This window comes from Sinomonas sp. RB5 (assembly GCF_054063535.1).
In genome coordinates this window covers 355,677-381,336 of sequence record NZ_JBSSGJ010000001.1, presented here as the reverse complement: position 1 = coordinate 381,336, position 25,660 = coordinate 355,677, and the positions used below count along the sequence as shown (strand labels likewise).

21 protein-coding genes are annotated in these 25,660 nt (G+C 72.5%); 15 read left to right on the top strand and 6 right to left on the bottom strand.

The window, feature by feature from the left end; all coding sequences use genetic code 11:
* The first annotated feature begins 36 nt into the window (after positions 1–36).
* From ACVWWH_RS01755 to ACVWWH_RS01725, 7 genes are all read left to right on the top strand, one after another.
* Positions 37–1,467, top strand: a complete 1,431-nt coding sequence (locus ACVWWH_RS01755; RefSeq protein WP_457315392.1) for a PspC domain-containing protein — start codon at positions 37–39, stop codon at positions 1,465–1,467.
* Between the two features lies 1 nt (position 1,468).
* The gene (locus ACVWWH_RS01750; protein ID WP_457315391.1) at positions 1,469–1,810 is read left to right on the top strand and encodes a hypothetical protein; all 342 of its coding nucleotides are present in this window, start codon (positions 1,469–1,471) and stop codon (positions 1,808–1,810) included.
* Positions 1,811–1,855: 45 nt separating this feature from the next.
* Positions 1,856–2,176 (top strand): PspC domain-containing protein, encoded by a 321-nt coding sequence (locus tag ACVWWH_RS01745; RefSeq protein WP_457315390.1) that lies wholly within the window; start codon positions 1,856–1,858, stop codon positions 2,174–2,176.
* A gap of 209 nt (positions 2,177–2,385) precedes the next feature.
* Positions 2,386–3,702, top strand: a complete 1,317-nt coding sequence (locus ACVWWH_RS01740) for a PspC domain-containing protein (RefSeq protein WP_457315389.1) — start codon at positions 2,386–2,388, stop codon at positions 3,700–3,702.
* Position 3,703: 1 nt separating this feature from the next.
* Positions 3,704–3,961, top strand: coding sequence for a hypothetical protein (locus ACVWWH_RS01735; RefSeq protein WP_457315388.1), 258 nt, complete (start codon positions 3,704–3,706; stop codon positions 3,959–3,961).
* Between the two features lie 192 nt (positions 3,962–4,153).
* Positions 4,154–5,179 (top strand): 6-phosphofructokinase, encoded by a 1,026-nt coding sequence (locus ACVWWH_RS01730; protein WP_457315387.1) that lies wholly within the window; start codon positions 4,154–4,156, stop codon positions 5,177–5,179.
* A gap of 10 nt (positions 5,180–5,189) precedes the next feature.
* Entirely contained in the window at positions 5,190–5,897 is a 708-nt protein-coding gene (locus tag ACVWWH_RS01725) for a GNAT family N-acetyltransferase (protein WP_457315386.1), read from the top strand.
* A 16-nt stretch (positions 5,898–5,913) separates the two neighbouring features.
* Here ACVWWH_RS01725 and ACVWWH_RS01720 read toward each other — a convergent pair whose 3' ends face one another.
* From ACVWWH_RS01720 to ACVWWH_RS01695, 6 genes are all read right to left on the bottom strand, one after another.
* Entirely contained in the window at positions 5,914–7,398 is a 1,485-nt protein-coding gene (locus ACVWWH_RS01720; RefSeq protein WP_457315522.1) for a DHA2 family efflux MFS transporter permease subunit, read from the bottom strand.
* A 125-nt stretch (positions 7,399–7,523) separates the two neighbouring features.
* On the bottom strand, positions 7,524–13,529 hold the full coding sequence (locus tag ACVWWH_RS01715; protein WP_457315385.1) for an Ig-like domain-containing protein: 6,006 nt from the start codon (positions 13,527–13,529) through the stop codon (positions 7,524–7,526).
* Positions 13,530–13,818: 289 nt separating this feature from the next.
* Positions 13,819–14,202: an ankyrin repeat domain-containing protein gene (locus tag ACVWWH_RS01710; RefSeq protein WP_457315521.1), complete on the bottom strand. Its 384-nt coding sequence runs from the start codon at positions 14,200–14,202 to the stop codon at positions 13,819–13,821.
* Between the two features lie 32 nt (positions 14,203–14,234).
* Positions 14,235–15,371, bottom strand: coding sequence for a CAF17-like 4Fe-4S cluster assembly/insertion protein YgfZ (gene ygfZ, locus ACVWWH_RS01705; RefSeq protein ID WP_457315384.1), 1,137 nt, complete (start codon positions 15,369–15,371; stop codon positions 14,235–14,237).
* 94 nt (positions 15,372–15,465) lie between these two features.
* Entirely contained in the window at positions 15,466–16,095 is a 630-nt protein-coding gene (locus tag ACVWWH_RS01700; protein ID WP_066499639.1) for an FABP family protein, read from the bottom strand.
* 223 nt (positions 16,096–16,318) lie between these two features.
* On the bottom strand, positions 16,319–17,065 hold the full coding sequence (locus ACVWWH_RS01695) for a permease (protein WP_066499641.1): 747 nt from the start codon (positions 17,063–17,065) through the stop codon (positions 16,319–16,321).
* Positions 17,066–17,230: 165 nt separating this feature from the next.
* Here ACVWWH_RS01695 and ACVWWH_RS01690 point away from each other — a divergent pair, with 165 nt between their 5' ends.
* The 8 genes from ACVWWH_RS01690 (at position 17,231) to ACVWWH_RS01655 (ending at position 25,654) form a co-directional block, all read left to right on the top strand.
* On the top strand, positions 17,231–17,926 hold the full coding sequence (locus ACVWWH_RS01690; RefSeq protein ID WP_066499643.1) for a winged helix-turn-helix transcriptional regulator: 696 nt from the start codon (positions 17,231–17,233) through the stop codon (positions 17,924–17,926).
* 223 nt (positions 17,927–18,149) lie between these two features.
* Positions 18,150–19,154 carry a mycothiol synthase gene (gene mshD / locus ACVWWH_RS01685; protein WP_066499645.1) on the top strand — a complete coding sequence of 335 codons (1,005 nt, stop codon included), beginning with the start codon at positions 18,150–18,152 and terminating at the stop codon, positions 19,152–19,154.
* Positions 19,155–19,215: 61 nt separating this feature from the next.
* A complete protein-coding gene (locus tag ACVWWH_RS01680; protein WP_066499651.1) occupies positions 19,216–21,480 on the top strand; it encodes an RNA degradosome polyphosphate kinase in 2,265 nt (754 codons plus the stop codon).
* Positions 21,477–22,454, top strand: coding sequence for an NUDIX hydrolase (locus ACVWWH_RS01675; protein ID WP_066502658.1), 978 nt, complete (start codon positions 21,477–21,479; stop codon positions 22,452–22,454). The genes ACVWWH_RS01680 and ACVWWH_RS01675 overlap by 4 nt, the downstream gene beginning before the upstream one ends.
* Positions 22,455–22,473: 19 nt before the next feature.
* Positions 22,474–23,304, top strand: coding sequence for a thymidylate synthase (locus ACVWWH_RS01670; RefSeq protein WP_457315383.1), 831 nt, complete (start codon positions 22,474–22,476; stop codon positions 23,302–23,304).
* Positions 23,301–23,840, top strand: a complete 540-nt coding sequence (locus tag ACVWWH_RS01665) for a dihydrofolate reductase (protein ID WP_457315382.1) — start codon at positions 23,301–23,303, stop codon at positions 23,838–23,840. The genes ACVWWH_RS01670 and ACVWWH_RS01665 overlap by 4 nt, the downstream gene beginning before the upstream one ends.
* A 76-nt stretch (positions 23,841–23,916) precedes the next feature.
* Complete coding sequence (locus ACVWWH_RS01660; protein ID WP_457315381.1) at positions 23,917–24,597, top strand: hypothetical protein; 681 nt, start codon at positions 23,917–23,919, stop codon at positions 24,595–24,597.
* Positions 24,598–24,712: 115 nt separating this feature from the next.
* Positions 24,713–25,654: a WXG100 family type VII secretion target gene (locus ACVWWH_RS01655; protein ID WP_457315380.1), complete on the top strand. Its 942-nt coding sequence runs from the start codon at positions 24,713–24,715 to the stop codon at positions 25,652–25,654.
* Positions 25,655–25,660 lie beyond the last annotated feature (6 nt).

The window sequence follows — 25,660 nt, the reverse complement described above, 5'->3', positions numbered from 1 at the left end:
ATGGGGGCGCGCGGGGCCGGGCGGAAGGATGGGGGCATGAGCACCGATCAGTCCCCCGGCGAGCAGCCGGACCCCCTCCCGCAGCCCGGGCTTCCGCAGCCCGGCCCCGAAGCGCGGCCCACCGCGGAGGGCACCGGCTCTGCGCCCCGCCCCCTCCCGCCCCGCGGGGGCGACTTCTTCGGCTGGATCCGCGGGCTCGGCCTCGTCCGCGGCCGCGACCGCTGGATGGGCGGGGTCGCGAGCGGCCTGGCGCACCGGTGGGGCATCGACCCCATCCTGGTCCGCGGCCTCTTCATCGTCGCCGCGATCTTCCTGGGCGTCGGCGTCCTCGCCTACGGCCTCCTCTGGCTGCTCCTGCCCGAGCCCGACGGCCGCATCCATGCGCAGGAGGCAGCGCACGGGCGCTGGACGGCGGGCATGACGGGCGGCCTCATCGTCACGGTGATCGGCCTCGGCGGGGCCCGGGCGGGGTTCTGGTTCGGAGACCACGGGATCGGCGGGGCGTTCTGGGGCCTGTTCTGGGTCGCCGTCGTGGGCTTCGGGATCTACAGCATCGTGCGCGGGAGCCGGAGGCACACCGCCTCCCGGACGGCCGAGGCGCACCGGCCCGGCGGGACGGTGCCGCCGGCACCGCCGCACCCGGCGGCCGACGCGCGCCAGGACGGCCCCTTCGCTGCAGGCGTACCGAGCGCCGGTGACACCGCCTACACGAAGCCGGGGACACCGCCGTCGTACGCCGATACGTACTCGCCGCAGCCCGGCCCCGCCTACTCCGCGGCCCCCCACTACGCCGCTCCCCACTACGGCCCCTATGTCCCGGCACCGACCGTGGTGCACCCGCCGCGGCGGCCGCGCGCCTCCGGCCCCTACGTGCTCGTGGTGCTCGGTGCGGCGGCCCTCGCGGCGGGCTCCCTCGGCGCCGTCATCGCCACCGGGGCGGTGCCGCTCGCGATGGGGACGATCTGGACCGCCATCGCGGTGGTCCTCGGCCTCGGCATCCTCGTCGCCGGCCTCCGCGGCCGCCGGGCCGGGGTCCTGACGCTGTTCGCGATCGTCGCGCTCGTCGGCAGCGCCGCCTCGCAGGGGGCCGACCGGCTCGCGAGCGTCCGCTCGAGCCAGGTCGCCTTCGCCCCCGCGAGCCTGCAGGAGGCGGCGAGGGGCTACGACGTCGCGATGGCGAGGGGCAGCCTCGACCTGTCCGGCCTCGACACCGCGCGCCCGCTCCCGTCGGAGACGCTGGTCCCCGTCAAGGCCACGATGAGCGACCTCACGATCACGGTCCCGAAGGACGTCCCCGTCGAGGTGCGCACCTCCACGACGCTCGCGGACGTCACCGCGAACGGCCGGCGCGCCACCGGCCTCAGCCGGCACGACACCACCACCTACAACTCCGGCACGTCCGGGCCCGCGCTCGTCGTCGAACTCGACGCCACCCTGAGCTCGGTCACTGTCAACGAGGAGCGCTGAGATGAGCACCCAGCAGCAGATGCGGCCCGAGGCCACCGGGCCGGCCGTCGGAACGATCGTGTGGGGAGCAGTGGTGATCGTCCTGGGAGCCCTCATGTTCGCCAACCGGCTCGGCTGGCTGACCGTCGATCCCGGATACGCCGCCGCGGGCGTCCTGCTCCTGGCCGGGCTCGGCCTCGTGGTCGGCGGCCTGCTCGCCGCGCGGCGGCGGAGGGCCCTCCCGGACGACGGCGCAGCGGTCGCCCCGGGCGGTGCCGAGCCCTCCCAGCCCGCACCGGGACCCCGTCCGAGCCCGTACGAGGACCTTGGGCCTCGCGGCGACGGCTCAGAGCGCACAGACTGAAGACCCGCAGCATCCCATCAACCCTTCACACCCTAGGGAGAGACCATGGACAAGTTCTTCGACGCGCTCCGCTCGATGGGGCTCAGGCGCGGCCCACGGCGGATCGTCGGCGGCGTGCTCGGCGGCATCGCCGACAGGCTCAACGTCGACCCCGCCTTCGTGCGGATCGTCTTCGTCATCCTCTGCCTCCTCCCGGGGCCCGCGGTCCTCGTCTACCTTGCGGCGTGGATCGTGGTCCCCGACCAGGACGGGAGGATCATCCTCGAGGACTGGGTCCGGCCCAGGGGCATCGGCCCCGGCGGCCCCGGCCGAGGGCCCGTGGGCCCCGGGGCGGGCGGTCCCGGCGCAGGCGGTCCTGCCGCGTGAGCTGATCCGGCAGCGTGAGCTGATCCAGCGGCGGCCGCTCCATCCTGGAGCGGCCGCCGCTGCATCCTGGAGCGGCCGCCGCTGCCCTGGCCGCCGAGAGGTGTCCGGGGAGTGCGCGCCGGCCCGGGCCGAAGGCCTCTGGGAGCCCTGCATCCGCCTGCCGACACTGGAGGCAGTGGGCCGGACCCACGGCTCGGAGGGACAGCATCATGAGCACGGAACAGACCCACGGGCCCGCGGGAGCCCCGTTCCCCGGCCGTCCATCGGGACAGTCGGGCGCAGACTTCTTCACGTGGGTACGTGCCCTCGGCCTCTCCCGCGGGCCGGACCGGTGGGCGGGAGGCGTGGCGAGCGGCCTCGCCCACCGCTGGGGCGTGGATCCGATCCTGGTGCGCGGCCTGTTCGTCCTCGCGTCGGTCTTCCTCGGCGTCGGGCTGCTCGTCTACGGGGTCCTGTGGCTCCTGCTCCCCGAGCCGGACGGCCGCATCCACCTCCAGCAGGCGATGCGGGGCCAGTGGACCGGAGGCATGACCGGCGCCCTCATCGCCGTCGTCGTGGGCCTCGGCGGGACCCGCACGGGACTGGCGTTCGAGGCCGGCGGCGACGGCCCGCTCTGGGGGACGGTGTGGGCCCTGTTCTGGCTGGCTGTCGCGGTGCTCGTCGTGACGAGCATCGCCCGGTCGCACCGCTCGCGCAGGGCGCCCGAAGCGCGGTCCACGGCAGGGACGCCGGGGGCGCCCATGGCGTCTGCCGGAGACATGTCCGGGAGCCCCGCGCCGCACCCCGCGGCACCCCCACCGCTCTACCCGCCCCCGCCGCTGTACCCCACCGCTCCGGGCGCCCCGGGTGAACCGGCGCCGTCGGCCGCGGCCCTTCCGCCGCCCGCCCTGCCGCGCCCGTACCGACTCGGGCCCGGTGGCCCCTTCACCACCGTGGTCGTCGGCCTGGCCGTCATCGTCGGCGGGCTCCTGCTGGCGTTCCAGCTCAGCGGCCATCCGCTCGTCGACCCGGCCTCGGGCGCGATCTGGGCCGCCGGCGCCGCCATCATCGGCCTGGGCATCATCGTGGCCGGCCTCCGCGGGCGCTCGGCCGGGATCCTCTCCTTCTTCGCCGTCGCCGCCCTGGCCACCGCCGCCGTCACACAGCCCGCGTACCACTTGAGCCGCTCACCGGGACCCGTCGACCTCTCCCCCACCACCCTGTCCCAGGCGACATCGGGCTATTCGGTCACCGCCGCATCGGGGCAGCTGGACCTGCGGGGGCTCGACGTCGCCGGCCCCCTGTCGGCCACCGCCGTCGTCCCGGTGGAGGCCACCATGAGCCAGCTGACGGTCACGGTCCCCAAGAACATCCCCGTGCGGGTGGAGGCGGACGCGACGATGGGCAATGTCCACTTCGGCTCGAAGTCGGTCGCCGGGCTCACGGCCCAGGACTCCGAGACCTTCAACGCGGGACAGCCGGGCTCCACGCTCGTCGTCCGCATCCACGCCACCATGAGCAACGTCGAGATCCGGCAGGAGCAATGAGATGAGCACTGACTTCGGCGCGAAGGGCGCCCGCGAGGGCGCCCCCGAACGTGGCCCGAGCGTCAGCACGATCGTGTGGGGCGCCGTCGTGGTGGCTGCCGCGGGACTCCTCGTGGCCAGCCGGCTCGGCTGGTTCACCGTCGATCCCGGAGTCGTCACCGTCGCGCTCCTCCTCGTCGCGGGCGTGGGACTCGTCATCGGCGGCGTCGTCGCGGCCGGCCGGAACCGGCGCGGCTCCGGCGGCCACACACCATCCTGACCCCCCTGCGGGGTGCCGGACCGAGCACCCGTTCGGCGGCCGTTCCGTCATGGAACGGCCGCCGCTGCGTGTGGTGTGCATCACCAACAGGCCGCGACTACAATCGGCGTGGGCTCAACGGGGCGCCTCAAGCACACCACCGACGGCCCGCCGCCCCACGGCCCGGCCGCACCCTATGGGAAGGCCCCCTGCATGAAGATCGGCATCCTCACCTCCGGCGGCGACTGCCCCGGCCTCAACGCCGTCATCCGTGGGGCGGTGCTCAAGGGCATCGCCGTGCACGGCCAGGAGTTCGTGGGCTACCGGGACGGCTGGCGCGGGGTCGTCGAGGGCGACGTCATCGACCTGCCGCGCACCTCGGTCCGCGGCATCGCCAAGCAGGGCGGCACGATCCTGGGGACCTCCCGCACCAACCCGTTCGAGAACAACGGCGGCCCCGAGGTGATCAAGGCCCACATGGAGCGGCTCGGGATCGACGCCATCATCGCGATCGGCGGCGAGGGCACGCTGGCGGCTGCGCGGCGCCTCACGGACGCGGGCCTGAAGATCGTCGGCGTCCCCAAGACCGTCGACAACGACCTCGACGCCACCGACTACACGTTCGGCTTCGACACCGCCGTGGAGATCGCCACCGAGGCGATCGACCGGCTCCGCACCACGGGCGAGTCCCACCACCGCTGCATGATCGCCGAGGTCATGGGCCGCCACGTCGGCTGGATCGCCCTGCACTCCGGGATGGCCTCCGGCGCCCACGCGATCCTCATCCCCGAGCACAAGGTCACCATGGACCAGATCGCCACGTGGGTGAAGCTGGCCCGGGACCGGGGCAGGGCCCCGCTCGTGGTCGTCGCCGAGGGGTTCGTGCTCGAGGGCATGGACGCCCCGCACTCGGAGCGCGGCCTCGACACCTTCGGCCGCCCGCGCCTGGGCGGCATCGCCGAGCAGCTCGCGCCCGAGATCGAGGCGCGCACCGGCATCGAGACGCGGGCGACGATCCTGGGCCACATCCAGCGCGGCGGCGTCCCCACCGCGTTCGACCGCGTCCTCGCCACGCGCCTGGGCATGGCCGCGATCGACTCCGTGGTGGAGGGCCGCTGGGGCACCATGGTCTCGCTGCACGGCACGGAGATCGCCCACGTGGGCTTCGAGGAGGCCCTCGGCCGGCTCAAGGTCGTGCCCCAGCACCGCTACGACGAGGCCGCCGTCCTGTTCGGCTGACGGGCGGCCCGTGGTGTCTCCGACCTTCTCCGCCGGCAGCCGGGGCATCGTCCGGCTGGCCTGGGCGCGCCGGCTCGGCCTCCCCGATCTGAGCTTCGCGGACGACGGCGGCACCCTCCTCGGGTGCCACGACGGCGCGTCCGAGCTGGTCGCCGTCGCGCTCTTCGGCCAGCTCGCCCTCGTCGGCCCCACCGGGCCGGTGGAGGCGGCGGCCGAGCTCGATGCCGAAGAGCTCCTCGGCGGCGGAGCGCTGCTGCGGGCCGCCGGTCCGCGCGCGCACGGGCTGCGCTCCGCGGTGCTCGGCTTCGCCGACGACCTGCCGCTCGAACAGCCGGACACGGAGCCGCAGGTCACGCGCGGGGCGCCGGAGGCGATCGAGCTCGAGATGCGCTGCCCGCCGGACGACGTCACGTCGGCGGGACTGACCGAGCGCGACCACCGGTTCACGATCATGCTCCCGGAGGGCCCCGCCGCCTGCGCGGCCTACTCGGTCCGGGACGGTCTCCTGGCCGACCTCGGGGTGCTCGTGGCGCCCACGCTGCGCGGCAGGGGGCTCGGACGGCTGGCCGCCTCCGTCGCCGCCCACGAGGCGCTCGCGGACGGCCTCATCGTGCAGGCCGCCGTCCCGTCCCACGCCCTCGCCGCGCTGCGCCTGGCCGATTCCCTCGGGATCCAGGCGCAGGGACGGTACGCGGCGGTCTCGCTCCCGCCCCGCTGACCGCCCCGCCGCGACGTCACCCCGCGCAGGAACGCGAGATCACCCCGTGGGAGGGAGGAAGGTCAGCGGCGGGACTCGGCCACGTGTCCTCCGCGGCAGCCGGCCTCCCGACCGCCGGGGGGACCTTCACGAAGAACAGCGCCACCGCCAGGCCGACCACGCCGAGCGCGGCGGGCAGGAGCACCGACTGCCCCATGGCCGCGGAGAAGCCGGCCTGCAGGAACGCCGGAAGGTGGCCGGAGGCGAGCTCGCCGGTCGGGGCGGCGTGGCCGCCGGGGGGGAGCTCGGCCGAGAGCCTGGCCTCCATGAGCGCCGCGATCGCCGCCGAGCCCAGCACGGCGCCCACCTGGCGGGTGGTGTTGTAGATGCCGGACCCGGCGCCGGCCAGTTGCGGCGGGAGGCCGCGCGTGGCCAGGGTGGCGAGCGGCCCCCAGATCCCGGCATTCGCGACGCCGACCACCGCGCTCGGGATGAGCAGGAGCCAGATGGGCTGCTCGGGCGTCATGAGCACGGCGTAGAGGACGAGCCCGACGGCGAAGACGAGCATGCCGCCGATGTTCATGGCCTTCGCATGGCCGCGGTCCACCAGCCTGCCGGCGAACGGCGCGAGCGCGCCGGAGAACACGGCGAGCGGGATGCTCATCAGCGCGGACTGCGTGGGCGTCATCCCGCGCACGAGCTGGTAGTAGAAGATCGTCGGCAGTCCGAACGAGGTGACGGCGAAGCCGACCGTGGAGATCCCCAGGTTCGCGATCGAGAAGTTCCGGTCGCGGAAGAGCCCCAGCGGCACGAGCGGCTCGGCCTTGTTCACGGCCTGCCAGAGGACGAACAGTGCCATCACCACGACGCCCGCGATGATGAGCGACCACACCGTGAGGGGACCGCTGATGGTGCCCCACGAGTAGGTCTGCCCCTCCTGGATGCCGAAGACGACGAGGAACATGCCCGCCCCGCTGAGGACCACGCCGAGCCAGTCGAAGCGGTGCGAATGCGTGGGGAGCGTCGGGACGAGCCGGGCGGCCAGGATGAAGCCGACGACCCCGACGGGCACATTGATGTAGAACACCCACTCCCAGCCGAAGCCGTCCACGAGGATGCCGCCGAGGATCGGGCCCACCAGCATCGCCACACCGGCGGTAGAGCCCCACACGCTCATCGCTGCACCCCGGCGCTCAGGCGGGAAGATGCGGGTGATGACCGCCATGGTCTGCGGGGTCATGAAGGACGCGCCGAGCCCCTGCACCACGCGCGCGGCGATGAGCGAGGCGATGCTCCCGGACAGGCCGCACCACAGCGAGGACAGGGTGAAGACGACGAGCCCGATCAGGTACATCCGCTTCGGGCCGAACCTGTCGCCGAGCCTGCCGGTGATGAGCAGCGGCACGGCGTACGCGAGCAGGTAGGCGCTCGTGACCCAGATGACGGCATTGATGTCCGCCCCGAGCGCCCGCATGATGGCCGGGTTGGCCACCGAGACGATCGTCGTGTCGATGAGGATCATGAAGAAGCCGATGACGAGTGCCCACAGCGCAGCCCATGGCCGCTGGATGTCTACCACCGGACAAGGGTCTCACTTCCGGCAGTCGCCGGCGCTCGGCGGCCGGCCGCCTGTGGTGAGCCTCACGGTTACCAGGTGTAGTTGTTGGTCCGCGCAGTGCCGCCCCGTCCGTCATCGAGCGTCGCCCAACCAGCGGACCAAGGGTTGATGGCGTTGTGCCCGAGATAGCAGCCGGAGTTCTGGTTGAAATAACCGTTGGCATCCGTCGTTGCGTGGAAGCTCGCGAACACGTGGTCGCCTCCGGCATTGTTCCAGCACTGGACGAAGACCGATGCATTGGGGTGGAAGTTCCGCGCCGTGATGTCAAAGTAATAGCAGGCGTTGGACGCGCACTGCGGGTCGCTTGTCACGCGCGGCCCCTGCGCGAGGCTCGCGCTCGGCGATGCCGTGCGAGCGGAATCGGACTTGCTCGAGCAGTTCGTCGGCTCGCCCTGCACGCAGGCCCTGACGGTGATCGAGTGCGCCTCGTCGGGCCCGTTGCCCACGGTGGCGGCGCCGTCGTTGGCCACGGCGTTGCCGTCGATCGTCACGCTGACGGTGCTGGGCCGGCCGTTGTCGTATCCGCCGGTGTTCCAGGTCATCTTCACGCGGATGCCATCGGTCGCGGCATTGGCCACGGGGGTCTTGGGCTGGCCGTAGGGATTGGCCGAGGCGCGGTTGCTGCTCGGCCCAGGCCCGGCCGAGTTCACGGCTCGGACCAGGAAGGAGTAGGTCGTGCCGTTCTGCAGGCCGCTGACGGTCTTGTCCGACGCTAGTGAGCTCCAGCTGCTGCCCCCGTCGATCGAGTATTGGTAGCCGGAGACGGGGTCACCGTTGGCCGTGGCAGGGCTGAAGGCGAGCTGGACTTGGCCGCCGTTGCCGGTGGTGTTCGCCGGCGCCGCGCTCAGGTTCGACACCGCGCCGGGCCGCCCGTACGGGGTCACCGGGTTGCTGCGGGCACCCTGCGGCGACGCGCCCACGTTGTTGTGGGCCACGAGGGCGAAGGTGTAGGTCGAGGAGGTGTCGAGGCCGGTGACCTGCTGCTGGGTCCCCTGGACACCGGAGACCGTCTTGGCGAGGGACCCGCCGCGGTACACGAGCACGTCGTAGGACGTCACGGGCTCGCCGTTGCTCTTGAGCGGCTCCGAGGCCCAGGCCACGTCGACGACGCCGCCGTTGACGGCCGACGTCGAGCGGGTCGCCGTGGGTGCCGCAGGTGCGAGGGGGGCGCCGGCCGGCTTCGCGGCGGCCGAGAGCGTGGACCAGTCCGACGGGTCCTTCGCCCCGTTCTTGGCCTGGATGCGCGCGCGGTACTCCACGCCGTTGGTGAGGCCCGTCCATGTCAGCTGCGTGACGGCCCCGACGGTGCGCCGCTGGATGCCCTCCTCGGAGGAGAGCTCGATCGTGTAGCTCTGGATCGCGGTGCCCTCGTTCGAGGGCGCGGTCCAGGTCATGGAGATGCTCTTGTCGCCGCGAGACAGCACGGGAGGCCCGGGCTGGGAGGGCTTGGCGTCCGGGGTGATGGGTGCCGAGGCGGGGCTCGGTGCGGAGTCGCCGACGGCGTTGGTCGCCACGACCGTGAAGGTGTACTCAGTGCCGTTGGTGAGCCCCGTGACGGTGCAGGTGGTCGTCGGGCAGGTCTGGCTGCCGCCCGCGTAGTTGACCTTGTAGGCGCTGATCTCGGCGCCGTTGTTCGACGGCGGGGCCCAGTGCAGCACCACCTGCCGGCTCGACATGCCGTCCACGACGGGGGCGCTCGGTGCGTCCGGCTTGTCGCGGACCGTCACGGTGAAGGTGCCCTCGACCTCGCGCTCGGTGTCCCCGGTCGCGTCGCCGACGCGGTAGGTGCCGGTCAGCTGGCCGTGGAATCCGGCGGCGGGGGTCACGATCACGTGGTCGCCCTCGACCCTCGCATCGCCGCCGCCGCTGCCGACACCCGCGCGGACCAGCGTGAGCGCTTTGCCGGGGAACGGGTTGGCATCGTTGGCGAGGACGGGGATGTCGACGGGCTTGCCGGCCTGGGCCTCCGGGACCGCATCGGGATTGGCGACGGCGAGCGGCCGGGTCGAGCGGACCACCCGCACCTCGACCGTGCCGTCGGCCTTCCCTCCGCGCCCATCGTCGACCTGGATGCCGACCGTTCCCGAGGTGCCGCGCTGGGCGGAGGTCACCTTGGCCTTGAGGACGGAGCCGTCGAGGGTGACGTCGACGCCCTCGGGAGCGGCGCCGGTGACCTTGAAGGAGGCGCGGTCGATGTCGCCCGGGTCGGGATCGGTCGTTGCGGCGCGGAGGTCGAGCTGCGCGGCGTCCTCGCCCTGGGCCGCCTCGAGGATGCTCGTGGCGAAGGTGGGCGCCGTGTTGGGCTTGTCTGCGGTCGGCTCGACGTCGATCGGAATGGTCAGGACGCTCTTGAGCCCGTCCGAGTCGTCGGGGCCGGAGCCGTCGGTGACCTCGAAGGTGATCGAGGCGCGGCCGCCGTAGTCCTTGCGGGCCGTGTACCGCAGGGTGCCGGCGTCCTTGACGAGGCCGGAGCCGTCGGCGGCGACCGCGGAGACGGCGCCCTCCCCCGTGATCCGCGGGCTCCTGCCGGGCCTCACGGTGACGTAGTCGGCGAGCTTGAGCTCGAGCGGCTCCCCGGCCTTGGAGTGCGCGGGATCGAGCGTCTTGAGCACCGGCCGCTGGTCGCGCAGGCCGGGCACCCAGATGATCGCTGTCGCCTGCAGCCCGTCCACGTCCGTGACGGTGTACGGGATGGCCTGGGGCGCCTCGGTGAGCGCGACGTTCACCCGGCCCCCGTCCACGGTGGTGCCCGGGGCCGCGGCGCTCGGCGGAATGGTGACCTTCAGGTCGCTGGCGACGCCGTCGGGGTCCTCGTCGTTCTTGAGGACGTCCACCGCGAACGTCTTCTTGCCGGCCACGTCCATGGGGTTGACCCGGTCGTCGCGGGCGATCGGGGCCTTGAGCGGGGCGTTCGGGTCGACCGTGACGATGATGTTGCCGACGGCCCGGCCGCCGCGGCCGTCGTCGACCGTGTAGCGGACCGTGACCGTGCCGGGGGCCGACGGCGGGGTGACGACGACGCGGCCCTCGTCCCCCCTGGCGGTGGTCCCCTGCGGCAGCTCGAAGCCGTCGGCGACGAGGCGCACGGTGTCGCCGTCGGGGTCGGTGTCGTTGGCGAGCGCGTCGACGGAGACCGGACGCCCGGGCCGGACGGAGACCTTGTCGTCGCCCGGGATGGGCTTCTGGTTGGTGTTCGGGACCGCGGCGACGCCGACCAGGACGGTCGCCACGCCGCGGCCGCCGAACCTGTCCTCGACCACGTAGGTGAAGGTGTCCTTGCCGCTGGCGTCGTTGGCCGCCGTGTACTCGATGTACCCGTCCTTGACGATGGCGGTGCCGAGAGCGGGGGGCTTCTCGATGCCCGTGATGGTCACGGAGTCGCCGTCGGGATCGACGCCGTCGAGCGGGACCGCCACCTTCGCGGCATGGCCGGCGAGCACGCGGGCGGTGAGGTTCTTGGGGACGGGCATGCCGTTCTGCGCCGGGTCCGCGGGCCGGATCGTGATGGTGACCTTGGCCGAGTCCTTCTGGCCGGCCGGGTCGACGACCTGGTAGATGCCGTACACGGTCCCGGGGTTCGGCCCGGCCGAGAAGCGCAGCTTGTCCTGGTCGACGAAGAGGTGGCCCGAGGCCGGGTCCGGGACCTCAACGAGCTTGGGGTCGAGCGTGATGGGTGCCCCGTTGGGGTGCGAGTCGTTGGCGAGCACGGGGATCGTCACCGTGTCGCCCGCCCGGACCACCACCGAGTCCGGCTTCGCGAGCGGCGGGTCGAGCTTGGCGGGCGGCGGCACCGGTGTCACGGTCACAGTCGAGCTGGCCGTCTTGTCTCCGTTGGAGACCACGTAGCCGAAGGAGAGCGGCTCCTTGAGCCCCCTCGTGTCCGTGATCCGCAGGATCGCGTGGTCGATGACCGAGACGGTGACCGGCGCGTCCTGCGGCAGCGAGATCGACTGGACGACGAGCACACCGCCGCCCGGGTCGGTGTCGTTCGCGAGGGGGTCGACGAGCACGTTGCCGCCGGAAGGAAGGAGGGCGACGTCGCGCACCGCGACGGGCGCGCCGTCGTCGGCCGTCTTCGCCTCGACATCGATCCGGACGAGCCCCTGCGCGGTGGCCGATCCGTTCGAGGCGAGGTAGACGGCGTAGTACACCTTCGGCTCGGCGGCCTTCGCGGAGAACGTGCCGTCCTCGGAGTTCATGACGACGTCGAGTCCCGGGACGGGCTCGACCTTGAGCAGGCGCAGCCCGGTCCCCGACGGGTCGATGTCGTTGGCGAGCGGGGAGACGACGATGGGCTCGTCCACGCCGGTGCGGACATGGTCCGGCGTGGTCTGCGGCGGCAGGGACCCCCGCGAGCGGACGTCCGCCGTGATCGTCGCCTCGGTGACGTCGCGCCCGTCGGAGACCTTGACGGTGATCTCCTTCTTGCCGAGCGAGGTGCCGCCGTCCGTGAACGTGACAGTGCCGTCGGGCTGGGAGCGCACGGAGTCGCCGGCGCTGGACGTTGCAGCCCCCGCGAGGAACATCTCGTCGCCGTCGGGGTCCACGAAGTCGCCGAGGATGTTCTGCGAGACGGAGGTGCCCTGCTCGACCGCGATGGTGTTGGCCCGCATCTGGCGCGGCGGCGTGTTCGTCGCGTTGTCGCGGACCGCGAGGGTGACCTTCGCCGTGGCGGTGCCGCCGCGGCCGTCGGAGACCTCGTACTCGAAGGCGTCGTTGCCCTTCGCGTCCGCGGCCACGACGATCTGCAGGGCCGCGCCGTTGAAGATCGGCTGGACGGCGCCGATGCGCGCGGCCTGTCCGGTGGGGCGCACGGTGAGGACGTCGCCGTCCGGGTCGGAGTCGTTGAGGAGCACGGGCAGGATCACCGTGCGGCCCGGCCGGACCCCGAAGTCGTCCGGCATCGCCGTGGGCGGCTTGTTCTCCTCGTCCCGCTTGGGCAGCTCCTTCTGGAGCATGATCTCGGCGGAGTCCTCCTTGTCGCCGTTCTTGACGGTCTTCTGGGGGACGATCTCCTGCCAGTTGTTGACGAGCTGCATCTGCTCGGTGACCAGCCAGACGTTGCCGCCGTGGACGTCGTTGAGAACCACCACGTCCCGGTTGGTGCGGAACACGAGTTCGGAGTCGGGCCGCGCCGAGGGGATGTCCTTGATCTCGGGCTGGCCCCCGCCGCACTGGCGCAGGTAGATGCCGGTTCCGGCCCAGGCGGAGTGGACGCAGCCGCCCTGCTGCACCGGCCGGGCGGGGAGCCCGGCACGGCCCGCTGCCGCCTCGAGCACGCGCGGGTCGCCGCCTCCCAGTGGGACGGTGACGAGCGCCTTGGCGGTGGCCACCGCCACCGCGTCGGCCGAGGGCCCGGTGTCCTGCAGCTGGGCGTTGCGGAAGTCGTCGCGCGTGATGCGCTGGCCGTTGGGGAGGAAGAGGGTGCCCGCACCGGTGTCGAGCACGACGACGTCCTCCCCGACCGCTGCGACCTGCACCTTCGCTGAGGTGGAGAGCCCGTCGAGCTTCGTGAAGGTCGGGTCACCGTTCTCGGGCACGCGGACGATCTCGGTGCGGGCGGCCGACACCGCGACGACCTCGTTCTGCGCGGATACCGTCGCCACGGCACCGGGGAGGTCCTGGACGGTTGGCTCGGTGTTCTGGGGGGTGAAGCCGCTGAGCCGGTCGAGCGGGAGGGCCCAGAGCCGGCCGGTGCCGGGGTCGGCGAGCGCGGCCGTCGTCGTGCCGAATGCGGAGGTGCCGGTGCCCGCGAACGGGAGGTCACCGGCCAGGCGCACGTCGGCGACGTCGACGGGGCTCAGCGTTGCGACTCCCTTGTCCTGGACGGCGACGGAGCGGCCCTGCTGCACCACGTCGAAGCTGCCCGAGCGGGCGGAGACGCCGCCGTCGAGCACCTTCGAGGAGAAGTTGAGGTGGCCCACCATGTTCACGGAGCCGTTCGTGACCCAGACGCCGCCGTCGTTCAGGTCGGCGGACACGGAGGTGAATCCCGGGTACAGGATTGCCGCGGCTGCGAGCAGGGCCGCGGCCACCCCCATCGCCGTCGATACAACAAGCCTTGTCGCCCGATGGCGCAGCCCCCCGGCTCGTCGCACTGGCCTTCTCCCGTCGATTCGCCGCACCCGCGGGCAGCATCATCGGCGGCCCGGTCCCCTTGCGGTCCAGATGCCGCAGCCCTCCCCGAGAGGGCAGTCGGCACCCCGAGGTTACCAAAGGCCCTTGCGCGCTGCCGAGGCGGTGGGGAGAACTCCCCATGCAGCGGGATGCCTCTGGGTCAGTCCAGGGGCGACGTCGGGGTCCCGCGGGGCGACCTCGCGGTCGCTAGCCTGCGGTGCCGAACCTGTCGACGAGGTCCGACCGGCCGAACATATGGGCCGCCTGCCGGGCGGTGGGGCTCCCCGCATCGGGATCCGCCCCGAGCTCGAGGAGGACGTCCACGACGTCGGCGTGGCCCTTGAACACCGCCCCCGCGAGGGGGGTCTGGCCGCGGTCGTTGGCGACCGCGACGTCGGCCCCGTGCGCGCCGAGGAGGCGGACGGACTCGGCGCGGCCGTGGTAGGCGGCCAGCATGACGAGCGTGTCCCCGGCCTGGTTCGCCAGGGTCGCGGGGGCGCCGGCCTCGAGGTACGCGCGGAGCACGGGGGTGTCCCCGGCTCGGGCGGCGTCGAACAGCTTCCCGGCGAGGGCGATGACGTCCTCGGGCATCCCGGAGGCCCCGGGGGTCTGGGCGTTCTCGCTCACGCGTTCCTCCTGAGCAGTCCTGTGGGCCTGCCGACGACCTGGCCGGCGTCGGGGGCGACGATGGTCTCCTGGGCGGCCGCATACTCCTCGCCCTCGGGCTCGCCGCGGACCACCAGCGTTGCGCCGGGGTCCACGGAGCGCTTGAGGACGGCGAGCGCGATCGGCCCCATCTCATGGTGGAGGGCCGCCGAGGTCACGGTGCCGACCGGCCGCGCCCCTGCGTCGGTGCCCGCGGGGAAGACTGCGCTGCCGGGCGCGGGCAGCGTGTGCGCGGACCCGTCCAGCTGCAGGAGCGTGAGCCGCCGCGGGGGGTGCCCCAGGTTGTGCACGCGGGCCACGGTCTCCTGGCCCTTGTAGCAGCCCTTCGCGAGGTGGACGGCGGTCCGGAGCAGGTCGAGCTCGTGCGGGATGGTGCGTTCGTCGGTTTCGAGGCCCCAGCGCGGGCGCCAGACGGCGATGCGCAGCGCCTCGGAGGCCATGGTCCCGGCGAGCCCCACGCCGTCGGCCTCCAGCGCTGCCGCGGCCTCGGCGAGGCGCGAGCGCTCCACCACGTGCTCGAACCAGGGCCGCTCGAGCCCCGGATGGTGGGCCTCGTCGACCGCGGCGTAGCTGAAGCCGCCCGGGGCGACGTGCGGCCAGGGGTCCTCCCACGTCAGGCCGCGCCCGCCGGGAGCGAACGGGGCGAGCGCCTCGAGGTGCCGGGTCGCACCGAGCACGCCCCAGCGCGCCGAGACGTCCTCGACCTCGACGCGGAGCATGAACTTCATGGACTCGAGCCACGCCGCGAGGCCCTGGGCCTCACCGGACTCGACGAGGAGCCAGGCCCGCTCGCCGTCGTCCACGATCCGCGCATCGAACTCGATGCGGCCCTGGACGCTGAGCAGGAGCAGCTCGCTGGACTGGCCCGGGCGCAGGCCGGAGACCTGCTGCGAGGACAGGGTGGTCAGCCAGGAGAGCCGGTCGGGGCCGGCGACAGTGACGACGCCACGGTAGGACAGGTCCACTGCGGCGCGGCCGGCGGCGAGCGCACGCTGCTCCCGCACCGGGTCTCCGTAGTGGGCGGCCACGCCCTCGTCGGGGCCGTGCGCGGCCACCGCGCCGGGTTGTGCCATGAGGGGGGAAGCCTGGGTCATATCCATTCCAACGAGATCGGGGCCGATTTCACTCCCGGTGCCGTGCCCCGGCGCCACCGCCCGGTCCGCCACGAGGCACTCGGTCCGGGCGGGGCTACTCGGTCGGGACGCGGCCGGACTCGGGCGGGGACACGCGGTGCAGGATCGCCGACGCGTGCGGCGCGAGGGGCTCGCCCCCGGCGGCGACGTCCCAGCGCCAGAAGAGGTCCGAGTTGACGAGGCCGAAGATGCGCGTGGCCGCCTTGTAGTCGCGGGCATGGGCGCCGCGCAGCACGGCGTCGGTGCTGAGCTGGATCTGCGGGCCCCTGATCTGGCCGTAGTACAGCTCGGCGATGCTGCCGGGGTGCACGATCGTCACGGTGATGTCGAAGCCGTCGCTGCTGTTGCGCAGGGACTCGACCTCGTCCGCCGAGGTGTAGGCCGGGACGATGTCCGGGGGCGTGAGCCCCGGACCGCCGTCGGCATCCTGGACCGGACGGTCCAGCTGCCAGTACCCGACCTCGGTGGCGAGCGGCCTGATGCGCTTGCCGTCCTCGTCCGCGAGCCAGCTCTCGGCCGTGTACTTCAGGTAGGGGAAGCCACTGTGGGCGAACACGACGTGCTGGACGAAGTGCTCGTCGTCGCCCTCGCCCGCGCCGAGCCGGCCGCGGCCCTCCCACTCCCCGATGAGCCACGACAGCGGGACGAGCTCGGGGGTCAGGCCGGACGGGATCTCAATGGGCACGTACTGGCTCCTTGGCCGCGGGCGGGGGCTCTAGCTCAGCGCTGGCCCTTGAACAGCTTCCACACGACGAGGCCGGCGAACCAGGCCATGGAGACGGACGCGACGGCAAGGAGGACGAGGAAGAAGATCTCGAAGGCAGCAACGCTCATAGCTGCCATCGTAGCGCCTCGCGGAGGGCCGCCGAGCGTGAGGGGCGCCACAGCGGCCGGGGCCGCCGGAGGGCTCAGACCACTAGCATCCGGTCGAGGAAGTAGGCGATCGCGCCCACCGCGAAGGCGGGGGCGAGGCCCATCGCCACGAACCCGGCGGCGGCCAGGCGGTCCGGGCGGGCGCTGTTGAGGGCGCGGAAGGCCGCGAGCACCGCGCCGATCACCACGCCCGCGATCGTCGCCGGGAGGACGGCGACGTCGGTCAGGACCAGCCCGGCGAGCGGGGCGGCGAGGCCGGCGAAGACCACCGTGGCCGGGGCGATGATGGTGTCCGGCCAGCGGATCATGCCCAGCAGCAGTGCGACCACGGTGCTGATGGCAGCGACGAGGAGCATCGACCCGGCGCCGGTGAGCCTGGCGGTCGCGATCCACCCCGCGCCGAGGGCGCACAGCAGCACGCCGGCGCTGGCCCCGAAGGCGGACTCGAGCCGGTGGCTCTGGCCCGTCCCCCGGAGGAGCTGCACCACCACGACGGCCATGACGCCCACGGCGATCGCCAGGGGCGTCCACGCGAGGTACTGCGGACCGGGCACGAGGGCCGTCACCGCGGCCGAGGCGATGCCCGCGAGGGAAATGACGGCGCCGTTCGTCTTCTTCGCCGGGATCCCCAGGAAATGGGGCCAGCCGAATCCCACCGCCACGGCCACCACGGCGACGCCCACGAACTGCGCCACGACGCCTCCGAGGCCCGTGCCGACGGCCACCGCAATGCCCGCGATGGCGACGGCTCCGCTCGCCACGGAGCGGGTCCAGCCCCTCACCGTGCCGCCCTCTCGTCTGCGCTAGTCACCCTGCCATCCTGCCTCACGTCGGGTGCGAATGTGACACGGGTACCACGGGCGGGCCCGCTGCGCGCCCTATAATCGGCTCATCGGCGAGATAGGCCGCTGCCCGACGCAGTGCAGACAGATCCTTACGGAGGAACCATGTCGCACATCCTGCTTCTGACGAACGCCACCGGCTCGTCGGTCGACATCCTCCCCGCACTCGAGCTGCTCAACCACCGCGTGCACATCCTCCCGGCCGAGCCGACCGCCCTCTTGGACGCGGACCCTTCCGACGTCATCTTCCTCGATGCGCGCAAGGACCTCGTGGGCTCCCGTTCCCTGACGCAGCTGCTGCGGGCCACGGGGCTCAGCGCCCCCCTCATCCTCGTCCTCACCGAGGGCGGCATGGCCGCCGTCTCCCCCGCGTGGAGCGTCGACGACATCGTGCTCGACTCCGCGGGCCCCGCCGAGGTCGAGGCGAGGATCCGCCTTGCCACCTCCCGCGCCGCAACCGTGGAGGAGCCCGAGACCGAGATCCGGGCGGCCGGCGTCGTGATCGATGAGGCGAGCTACACGGCGAAGGTCAACGGCGAGGCGCTCAACCTGACGTTCAAGGAGTTCGAACTGCTCAAATACCTCGCGCAGCATCCCGGCCGGGTCTTCACCCGGCAGCAGCTGCTCACCGAGGTGTGGGGCTACGACTACTACGGCGGCACCCGGACGGTGGACGTGCATGTGCGGCGGCTCCGCGCGAAGCTCGGCACGGACCACGAGGGCCTCATCGGCACCGTGCGGAACGTCGGCTACCGGCTCACCCTCACCCGCCTGGCCGAGGACGAGCTGAGCGAGGCCTGAGCCGCGGAAACCCGGGGGCGGCACGGAAACAGCGAAGGCCCCGCACTCACGGTGCGGGGCCAACGCCTCGGTGGAGGACATACGGGTCGAACGTATCAAGGCCACCCCACTGGTGGATCCCCCGTGCCCGCCGGCTTCCCGGCGGCAGACGACGACTCTACCGCACCGCCCGGGGCCCGGCAAACCGTACGGATTCATGCGCCCGTTCGCTAGCCTTGCTCCCATGACCAGCGCATACCCGCAGGATTGGCCAGTCACCGTGGTCGAGGGCCGCATCCCCCAGGCCCTGTGGGCCGAGGCCCGGGCCCTGCTGGAGGCCGCCGAGGACGCCGACGGCAACCCCTCCCTCTCGGAGCAGACGACCGTGCTGATGAAGTCCCCCGAGACGCGGTCGGAGGAGATCCTCACCGTCGCCGTGCACGCCCTGGACGACACGTCCGGGTCGTCGGCGCCCGAGGACCTCGCGGGGATCGCCGGCATCGCCTTCGGGCCCGACGGCGTCGGCGTGGTCGAGCTCGCTGTGCACCCCAACTACCGCAACCAGGGCGTGGGCGTCCGGCTCGTGGAGGCCATCAAGGAGCTGCGCGGCGCCACCGGCCTCGCCGGGCTCAAGGCGTGGTCCCACGGCAACCACGAGGCCGCCGCGGAGCTGGCCACCGCCTACGGGTTCGTCCCCGAGCGCGAGCTGTGGAAGATGGTCCTCGTCCGCCGGCCGCACGAGTCGACGCCGCCCCTGCCCGACGGGGTCCGGATCCGCGCCTTCGAGCCCGGCCGGGACGAGGACGCGTGGCTCGCCGCGAACCGAGCGGCCTTCGCCCACCACCCCGAGCAGGGCCAGCTGCGGCGCAGCGACCTGGAGGCGCGGATGGCCGAAGAGTGGTTCGACCCGCAGGGCTTCTTCCTGGCGGTCGACGACGAGGACCGCATCCTCGGATTCCACTGGACCAAGGTCCATCCGGCCCACGGCGAGCACCGCGCGCTCGGCGAGGTCTACGCCGTCGGCGTGGTCCCCGAGGCCCAGGGCCGCGGGCTCGGGCGCGTCCTGACCCTGCAGGGCATCGACTACCTCCATGCGCTCGGCCTCGGAACCGTCATGCTCTACACCGACGCGGACAACATCCCGGCCGTGGCCATGTACCGGCGCCTGGGCTTCACCGTGTGGGACCGGGACATCCTGTACAGCACGGCTCCGGCCGCAGGGGAAGCGCGCGCCACCCCGGCCGACTAGCCCCCCGCCCTAGTAGGGTTGGACCAGCACCAGACCGCCCCTTGCGCTCCCGGGAGAACCCATGACTGAAGCCGCCCAGAGCAGCAGCACCGTTGCCGCGCCGTCGCCCGCAGCGGGCACGACGGCGGCCCGCCCCGCCCCCGTCTTCGGCTCCTCCGAGGTGCCCGCCGCCCGGGCCACCGAGGACCGCATCTACATCCCGGAGGCCGAGCCGAGCCTGGCCCCCGAGGGCGAGCACGGACCGGACCGCTTCCTCGACCGCGAGCTCAGCTGGCTCGCGTTCAACGCGCGCGTGCTCGAGCTCGCCGAGGACCCCGACCTGTTCCTGCTCGAGCGGGTCAGCTTCCTGTCCATCTTCGCCTCCAACCTGGACGAGTTCTTTATGGTGCGCGTGGCCGGGCTCAAGCGGCGCATCGCGACCGGCCTCGCGGTGCCCTCCCCTGCCGGTCTCAGCCCGCACGAGGTGCTGGACCAGATCTCCGAGGCGGCCCACGTCCTCCAGGAGCGGCACACCCGGGTCTTCGCCGAGCAGATCCGACCGGCCCTCGAGGAGTCGGGCATCCGCCTGGTGTCCTGGGGCGACCTCGGCGAGGCCGAGCACGAGCAGCTCAGCGCGATGTTCTCCGAGCAGGTCTTCCCGATCCTGACCCCGCTCGCGGTGGACCCGGCCCACCCCTTCCCCTACATCTCGGGCCTGTCCCTCAACCTCGCGGTGATCGTCCGCAACCCGGTGAGCGAGAAGGAGCTGTTCGCCAGGCTCAAGGTCCCGGACCAGCTCCCGCGCCTGATCTCCGTGGACGGCCCGCGTGCCGGGAGCCGCCGCAGCGCCCGCTTCATCCCGCTCGAGGAGCTCATCGCCGTCCACCTCGACCAGCTCTTCCCCGGCATGGAGGTGCTCGAGCACCACACGTTCCGGGTCACCCGCAACGAGGACCTCGAGGTCGAGGAGGACGACGCCGAGAACCTCCTCCAGGCGCTCGAGAAGGAGCTCCTGCGGCGCCGCTTCGGCCCGCCCGTGCGCCTGGAGGTCACCACGGACATCAGCCCCAACGTCCTCGCGCTGCTGGTGCGCGAGCTCGGGGTCGAGGAGCCGGAGGTGTACTCGCTCCCGGCGCCCCTGGACCTGCGCGGGCTCTCGGTGATCGCCCGGGTCGATCGGCCGGAACTGCACTACCCCAAGCAGCTCGCGCACACCTCGCGGTTCCTGAACGAGTCCGAGACTGCGAAGGCCGCGAACGTGTTCGCCGCGATGCGCCGCCGCGACATCCTCCTGCACCACCCCTACGATTCCTTCTCCACCTCGGTCCAGGCCTTCCTCGAGCAGGCGGCCGCCGATCCGAAGGTGCAGGCGATCAAGCAGACGCTGTACCGCACCTCCGGCGACTCCCCGATCGTGGACGCCCTCATCGACGCGGCCGAGGCCGGCAAGCAGGTCCTGGCCCTCGTGGAGATCAAGGCCCGGTTCGACGAACAGGCCAACATCTCCTGGGCCCGCAAGCTCGAGCAGGCCGGCGTGCACGTGGTGTACGGGATCGTGGGCCTCAAGACCCACTGCAAGCTCTCGCTCGTGGTCCGCCAGGAGAACGACGGCCTGCGCCGCTACTGCCACATCGGCACCGGCAACTACCACCCGCGCACCGCCCGGTACTACGAGGACCTCGGCCTGCTCACGTGCGACGAGCAGGTGGGCGAGGACCTGTCCAAGCTCTTCAACCAGCTCTCCGGCTACGCGCCGAAGTCCACGTTCAAGCGCCTCCTCGTGGCCCCGCGCTCGGTGCGCTCGGGGCTGATCGACCGCATCGAGACGGAGATCCGCAACGCCAGGGCCGGCCTGCGCGCGCGGGTGGTCATCAAGGTCAACTCCATGGTCGACGAGGCGATCATCGACGCGCTCTACCGCGCCTCGCAGGCGGGCGTGAAGGTGGACATCATCGTCCGCGGCATCTGTGCGCTGCGGCCGGGCGTGCCCGGACTGAGCGAGAACATCACCGTCCGCTCGATCCTGGGACGCTTCCTCGAGCACTCCCGCGTCTTCGCGTTCGCCAACGGCGGCAACCCGGTCGTCTACATCGGCTCCGCCGACATGATGCACCGCAACCTGGACCGCCGCGTGGAGGCCCTCGTCCAGCTGCGCAACCGCGAGGACATCGCGGACCTCATCGCCCTCCTCGACCGGTACGTCGCGCCCACCACCGCCTCGTGGCACCTGGACCGGGAGGGCCACTGGACGCGGCACCACGTCGACGAGAGCGGCCGCCCGCTCGAGGACATCCAGTCCTGGCTCCTCGCCTCCCGCGCCCGCCAGCGGGCAGTGAGCATCCGCTGATGTCCGACGCCCCCGTCGTCGACCAGTCCGAACACCCGGGCGAGCTGGTCGCCGTCCGGGCCGCCGGGGCGATCCCGTGGCGGGCCGACGGCGAGGCGCTCAAGGTGCTGCTGATCCACCGCCCCCGCTACGACGACTGGTCCTGGCCCAAGGGCAAGATCGATGCCGGCGAGACCCTCCCCGAGTGCGCCGCCCGGGAGGTCCGCGAGGAGATCGGCGTCGACGCGCGCCTCGGGATCCCCCTGCCCACCGCCCACTACCGGGTGGCGGCCGGCCTCAAGACCGTCCACTACTGGGCCCTGCAGCTCGAGAAGTCCGTCCCGGTGCAGCCGGACGGGGAAGAAGTGGACCAGGTGCACTGGTGCAGCCCGGAGGAGGCCGAGCTGCTCCTGAGCAACCAGTCCGACGTCGCCCCGCTCAAGGCCCTCGTCCGCGCCCATGAGCGGGGCACCCTTGCCACGGTGCCGCTCATCCTCCTGCGGCACGCCAAGGCGAAGCCCCGCAGCTCCTGGACGAAGGCCGAGGGAGACAGGACCCTCGCGGCCAGCGGGGTCCGCCAGGCCCAGGCCGTGGGGCGGCTCCTGACGGTGTGGAAGCCGGTCCGCGTCGTGACGAGCCCGTGGAGGCGCTGTCTCGACACCGTGCTCCCCTACGTGCGCGCCTCCCCGATCAAGGTCAAGATGCGCCTCGTCGACGACCTGACGGAGCACCGCGCGGCGAGGAAGCCGCGGAAGGCGGCGGCCGCCGTCGCACGCCTCTTCGACAAGGGCAAGCCTGCCGTGCTGTGCACGCACCGCCCGGTCCTCCCCGTCCTCCTCGAGGAGTTCCGCGCCCATCTCCGCTCCGGCCTGTCCTCGACGCTGCCCGCCTCCGACCCCTACCTGGCCCCCGGCGAGCTCATCGTGTTCCATGTGCCGGCCGACGGCCGGGGCGACGTCGTGGCGGTCGAGCAGGTGAAGCCCTTCGACGACTGATGCGACTAGGCTGGGAGCCATGATCCCCACCCCCTACGAGGACCTCTTGCGGGACGTGCTCGCGCACGGCGCCCACAAGGGCGACCGCACCGGCACCGGCACCCGCAGCGTGTTCGGCCGGCAGCTGCGCTTCGACCTCGCCGAGGGGTTCCCGCTCGTGACGACGAAGCGGGTGCACTTCAAGTCGGTGGCGCTCGAGCTGCTGTGGTTCCTCCGCGGCGACTCGAATGTGCGCTGGCTCCAGGAGCGGGGGGTGACCATCTGGGACGAGTGGGCGGACGACGCCGGCGAGCTGGGCCCCGTCTACGGCGTCCAGTGGCGCTCGTGGCCCACGCCGGACGGCGGCCACATCGACCAGATCTCCAAGGTCATGGAGTCGCTGCGCACCAACCCGGACTCGCGCCGGCACATCGTCACCGCCTGGAATCCCGCCGAGGTGGACCAGATGGCGCTCCCGCCCTGCCACGCCCTCTTCCAGTTCTACGTCGAGCCCGGCACTGAGGGGCCGGGCGGGACCACGCCGGGCAGGCTCTCCTGCCAGCTGTACCAGCGCAGCGCCGACCTGTTCCTCGGCGTCCCGTTCAACATCGCCTCCTACGCCCTGCTGACCCACCTCGTCGCGGACCAGCTCGGCCTGGGCGTCGGCGAGTTCGTCTGGACCGGCGGCGACTGCCACATCTACGACAACCACCTCGATCAGGTCCAGGAGCAGCTCTCCCGCGAGCCCTACCCTGCTCCGCGCCTCGCGATCACGCGGACCCCGGCCAGCATCTTCGAGTACCAGTACGAGGACTTCGAGGTGCTCGGCTACCGGCACCACCCCACGATCAAGGCGCCCATCGCCGTATGAGCACCCAGCAGCGCGGCAAAGACGCCAGGATCGGGCTCATCTGGGCCCAGACGCAGCAGGGCGGCGTGATCGGCCGCGACGGATCCATGCCGTGGCACGTCCCCGAGGACATGAAGCACTTCGCCGCGACCACCACCGGCCACCCCGTGGTGATGGGCCGGCGTACGTGGGACTCGATCCCCGAGCGCTTCCGCCCCTTCTCCGGCCGCACCAACATTGTGGTCACCCGCCAGCCCGGCTGGGAGGCGAGCGGCGCCGTCGTCGTCCATTCCCTCGAGGAGGGGCTGCGCGTGGCCCAGGAGTCCGAGGGCGCCGAGCGGGTGTGGGTGATCGGCGGCGGCGAGCTGTTCGAGCAGGCGCTGCCGCTCGCCGACGTCGCGATGGTCACGATCCTCGACCTGGACGTCGACGGCGACACCTTCGCCCCCGATCTGGGTGCCGACTGGCAGCTCGGCTCGGTCCTCCCGGACGACGGCGGGTGGCTCACCTCGTCCACGGGCGTCCCGTACCGCATCGTGGAGTTCCGCCGGAACTAGGCGCAGCTGGCGCGGGCTTCCCCGCCCCATCGAGCCCCTCCGCATGCGGCGCCCCTCGATGTAGTTAGCTGGTGCCATGACGACGGCGACCCACCCCACCCCCTCCGACGGCACCTCGTCCCGCGACACCTCGGCCGCGGCGCCCGAGCAGATCGGCCTCGGGTTCGCGGAGGTGCTCGCGCTGCTCGCCTTCCACGGCGGCGACTCCGTGGAGGCGACGGCCGCCCTCCTCGGCGTGGACCACTTCGCCAACGTCGAGGACATCATCTCGGCCGGCGCATCCTCCCTCGTCGCGCGCAGCTACGCGCTCGTCGATGCCCGCGGCGAGCTCACAGTCGAGGGGCCGGTGGCGGGCATCGCTGTCGCGCTCGGCGGCGCCGAGCGGCGCATGCTCCTCACCCTCGAGGCCTCCGGATGGACCGACAGGATCGTCCTGCTCGAGGCGCCCGAGGTCGCGATCCTCCTGCGGCCCCGCGCCTACGGCACCTGGTGGGCGCTCCCCCAGCCCGCAGACGTCCCGGGGGCCGAGGCCACCCTCAGCCTCGTCCGCGGCCACCTCACCGACCACCCGGCGGGCCGGGTGACCGTCGAGCGGCACCTCGAGGGACAAGGCGTCTCCCTCACCATCCGGCGTGCGGACGACCGCGGGTGGCTGCTCGGCCAGACCGTGCCCGAGGGCGAGGAGCCGACCGAGTACCCCGCGGACGACGCCGACCTGCTGGTGACGCTCCGGGCGGTCCGCGGCGACCTCCCCTAGGGCACGGGGCCGGATCGCTGGGGCAGCGCGGGGAGGACTCCCCATCGCGCGCCGGCGGGCCGCCCGCCTACGGTGGTGGCTGAGAACAGTGGATGTGAGGGGAAGAGGGGGACGCATGGCCATCCAGCAGGGCGCGAACCCCGAGCAGCTCAGGGCGCTCGGGAAGCAGCTGACGATCAAGTCGACGACCATCCGCAATGCGCAGCGGTCCATCGACCAGCTCACCGCCAGGCTCCCGCAGGTGTGGGCCGGCCAGGACGCCAAGGACTTCGCCCGTGCTTGGGCCCAACTGCACCGGCCCGCGTTCGCGAAGATCGCGGCCGATCTGGCCGACAGCGCGAGGACCCTCGCGGCGAACGCCGATGCCCAGGAGCGCACGAGCGCCGAGCTCAACGGCGGCCAGCGCGGTGGCGCCGACGGCGGCGCAGCCGGCCCGGAAGGATCCGGCACCGCCGCGGGCGGCAAGGACACCCCCTGGCTTCCCGACTGGCTTGAGAACAACCCCTTCTACAACGCCTGGAACGTCTACGGCACCATCAAGGCCTTCCCCAACCTGCGGTTCGGCATCACGGAGCTGGTCCGCCTCGGCCGCGGCCTCGACCTCACGGCGGACTCCGACAAGCTCCTCGTCGGCTTCCGCAACGCCTTCAAGGTCAGCTCGGACATCTTCGACCTGAACTTCAAGGACATCTCGGTGATGGGTGGGCTTGCCGAGAGTTCGAAGTGGGCGAAGGGACTGGACGCCTTCGGCAAGGGCCTCGGCGGCCTCGGGGTGGCCATCGATGGCGTGCAGGCCATCGACCACTTCTCCGACGGAGACTATGGACAGGGCGCCTACTCCCTCGTGAAGGCAGGGCTCGGTGCTGCGTCCTTCCTGCCCCCACCGGCCGGGACGGCGTGCATGGTGGCCAGCGGGGCGCTCGCGCTCTACGACAACGTCCCGGTGATCCACAACGCGGTCAACGCTGTCGGCTCGGGCGTCAAGGACGCCGCGGAGGGCGTCGCGCACGCCGCCGAGAGCGCGTGGGACGGCGCCAAGAGCTTCTTCGGATTCTGAACGACT

Bases quoted from the DNA above. Each gene is read 5' to 3' on its own strand.
- ACVWWH_RS01755 (WP_457315392.1), top strand. From the start codon at position 37: ATGAGCACCGATCAGTCCCCCGGCGAGCAGCCGGACCCCCTCCCGCAG.
- ACVWWH_RS01750 (WP_457315391.1), top strand. From the start codon at position 1,469: ATGAGCACCCAGCAGCAGATGCGGCCCGAGGCCACCGGGCCGGCCGTC.
- ACVWWH_RS01745 (WP_457315390.1), top strand. From the start codon at position 1,856: ATGGACAAGTTCTTCGACGCGCTCCGCTCGATGGGGCTCAGGCGCGGC.
- ACVWWH_RS01740 (WP_457315389.1), top strand. From the start codon at position 2,386: ATGAGCACGGAACAGACCCACGGGCCCGCGGGAGCCCCGTTCCCCGGC.
- ACVWWH_RS01735 (WP_457315388.1), top strand. From the start codon at position 3,704: ATGAGCACTGACTTCGGCGCGAAGGGCGCCCGCGAGGGCGCCCCCGAA.
- ACVWWH_RS01730 (WP_457315387.1), top strand. From the start codon at position 4,154: ATGAAGATCGGCATCCTCACCTCCGGCGGCGACTGCCCCGGCCTCAAC.
- ACVWWH_RS01720 (WP_457315522.1), bottom strand. From the start codon at position 7,398: ATGATCCTCATCGACACGACGATCGTCTCGGTGGCCAACCCGGCCATC.
- ACVWWH_RS01710 (WP_457315521.1), bottom strand. From the start codon at position 14,202: ATGCCCGAGGACGTCATCGCCCTCGCCGGGAAGCTGTTCGACGCCGCC.
- ygfZ (WP_457315384.1), bottom strand. From the start codon at position 15,371: ATGACCCAGGCTTCCCCCCTCATGGCACAACCCGGCGCGGTGGCCGCG.
- ACVWWH_RS01690 (WP_066499643.1), top strand. From the start codon at position 17,231: ATGTCGCACATCCTGCTTCTGACGAACGCCACCGGCTCGTCGGTCGAC.
- mshD (WP_066499645.1), top strand. From the start codon at position 18,150: ATGACCAGCGCATACCCGCAGGATTGGCCAGTCACCGTGGTCGAGGGC.
- ACVWWH_RS01680 (WP_066499651.1), top strand. From the start codon at position 19,216: ATGACTGAAGCCGCCCAGAGCAGCAGCACCGTTGCCGCGCCGTCGCCC.
- ACVWWH_RS01670 (WP_457315383.1), top strand. From the start codon at position 22,474: ATGATCCCCACCCCCTACGAGGACCTCTTGCGGGACGTGCTCGCGCAC.
- ACVWWH_RS01665 (WP_457315382.1), top strand. From the start codon at position 23,301: ATGAGCACCCAGCAGCGCGGCAAAGACGCCAGGATCGGGCTCATCTGG.
- ACVWWH_RS01660 (WP_457315381.1), top strand. From the start codon at position 23,917: ATGACGACGGCGACCCACCCCACCCCCTCCGACGGCACCTCGTCCCGC.
- ACVWWH_RS01655 (WP_457315380.1), top strand. From the start codon at position 24,713: ATGGCCATCCAGCAGGGCGCGAACCCCGAGCAGCTCAGGGCGCTCGGG.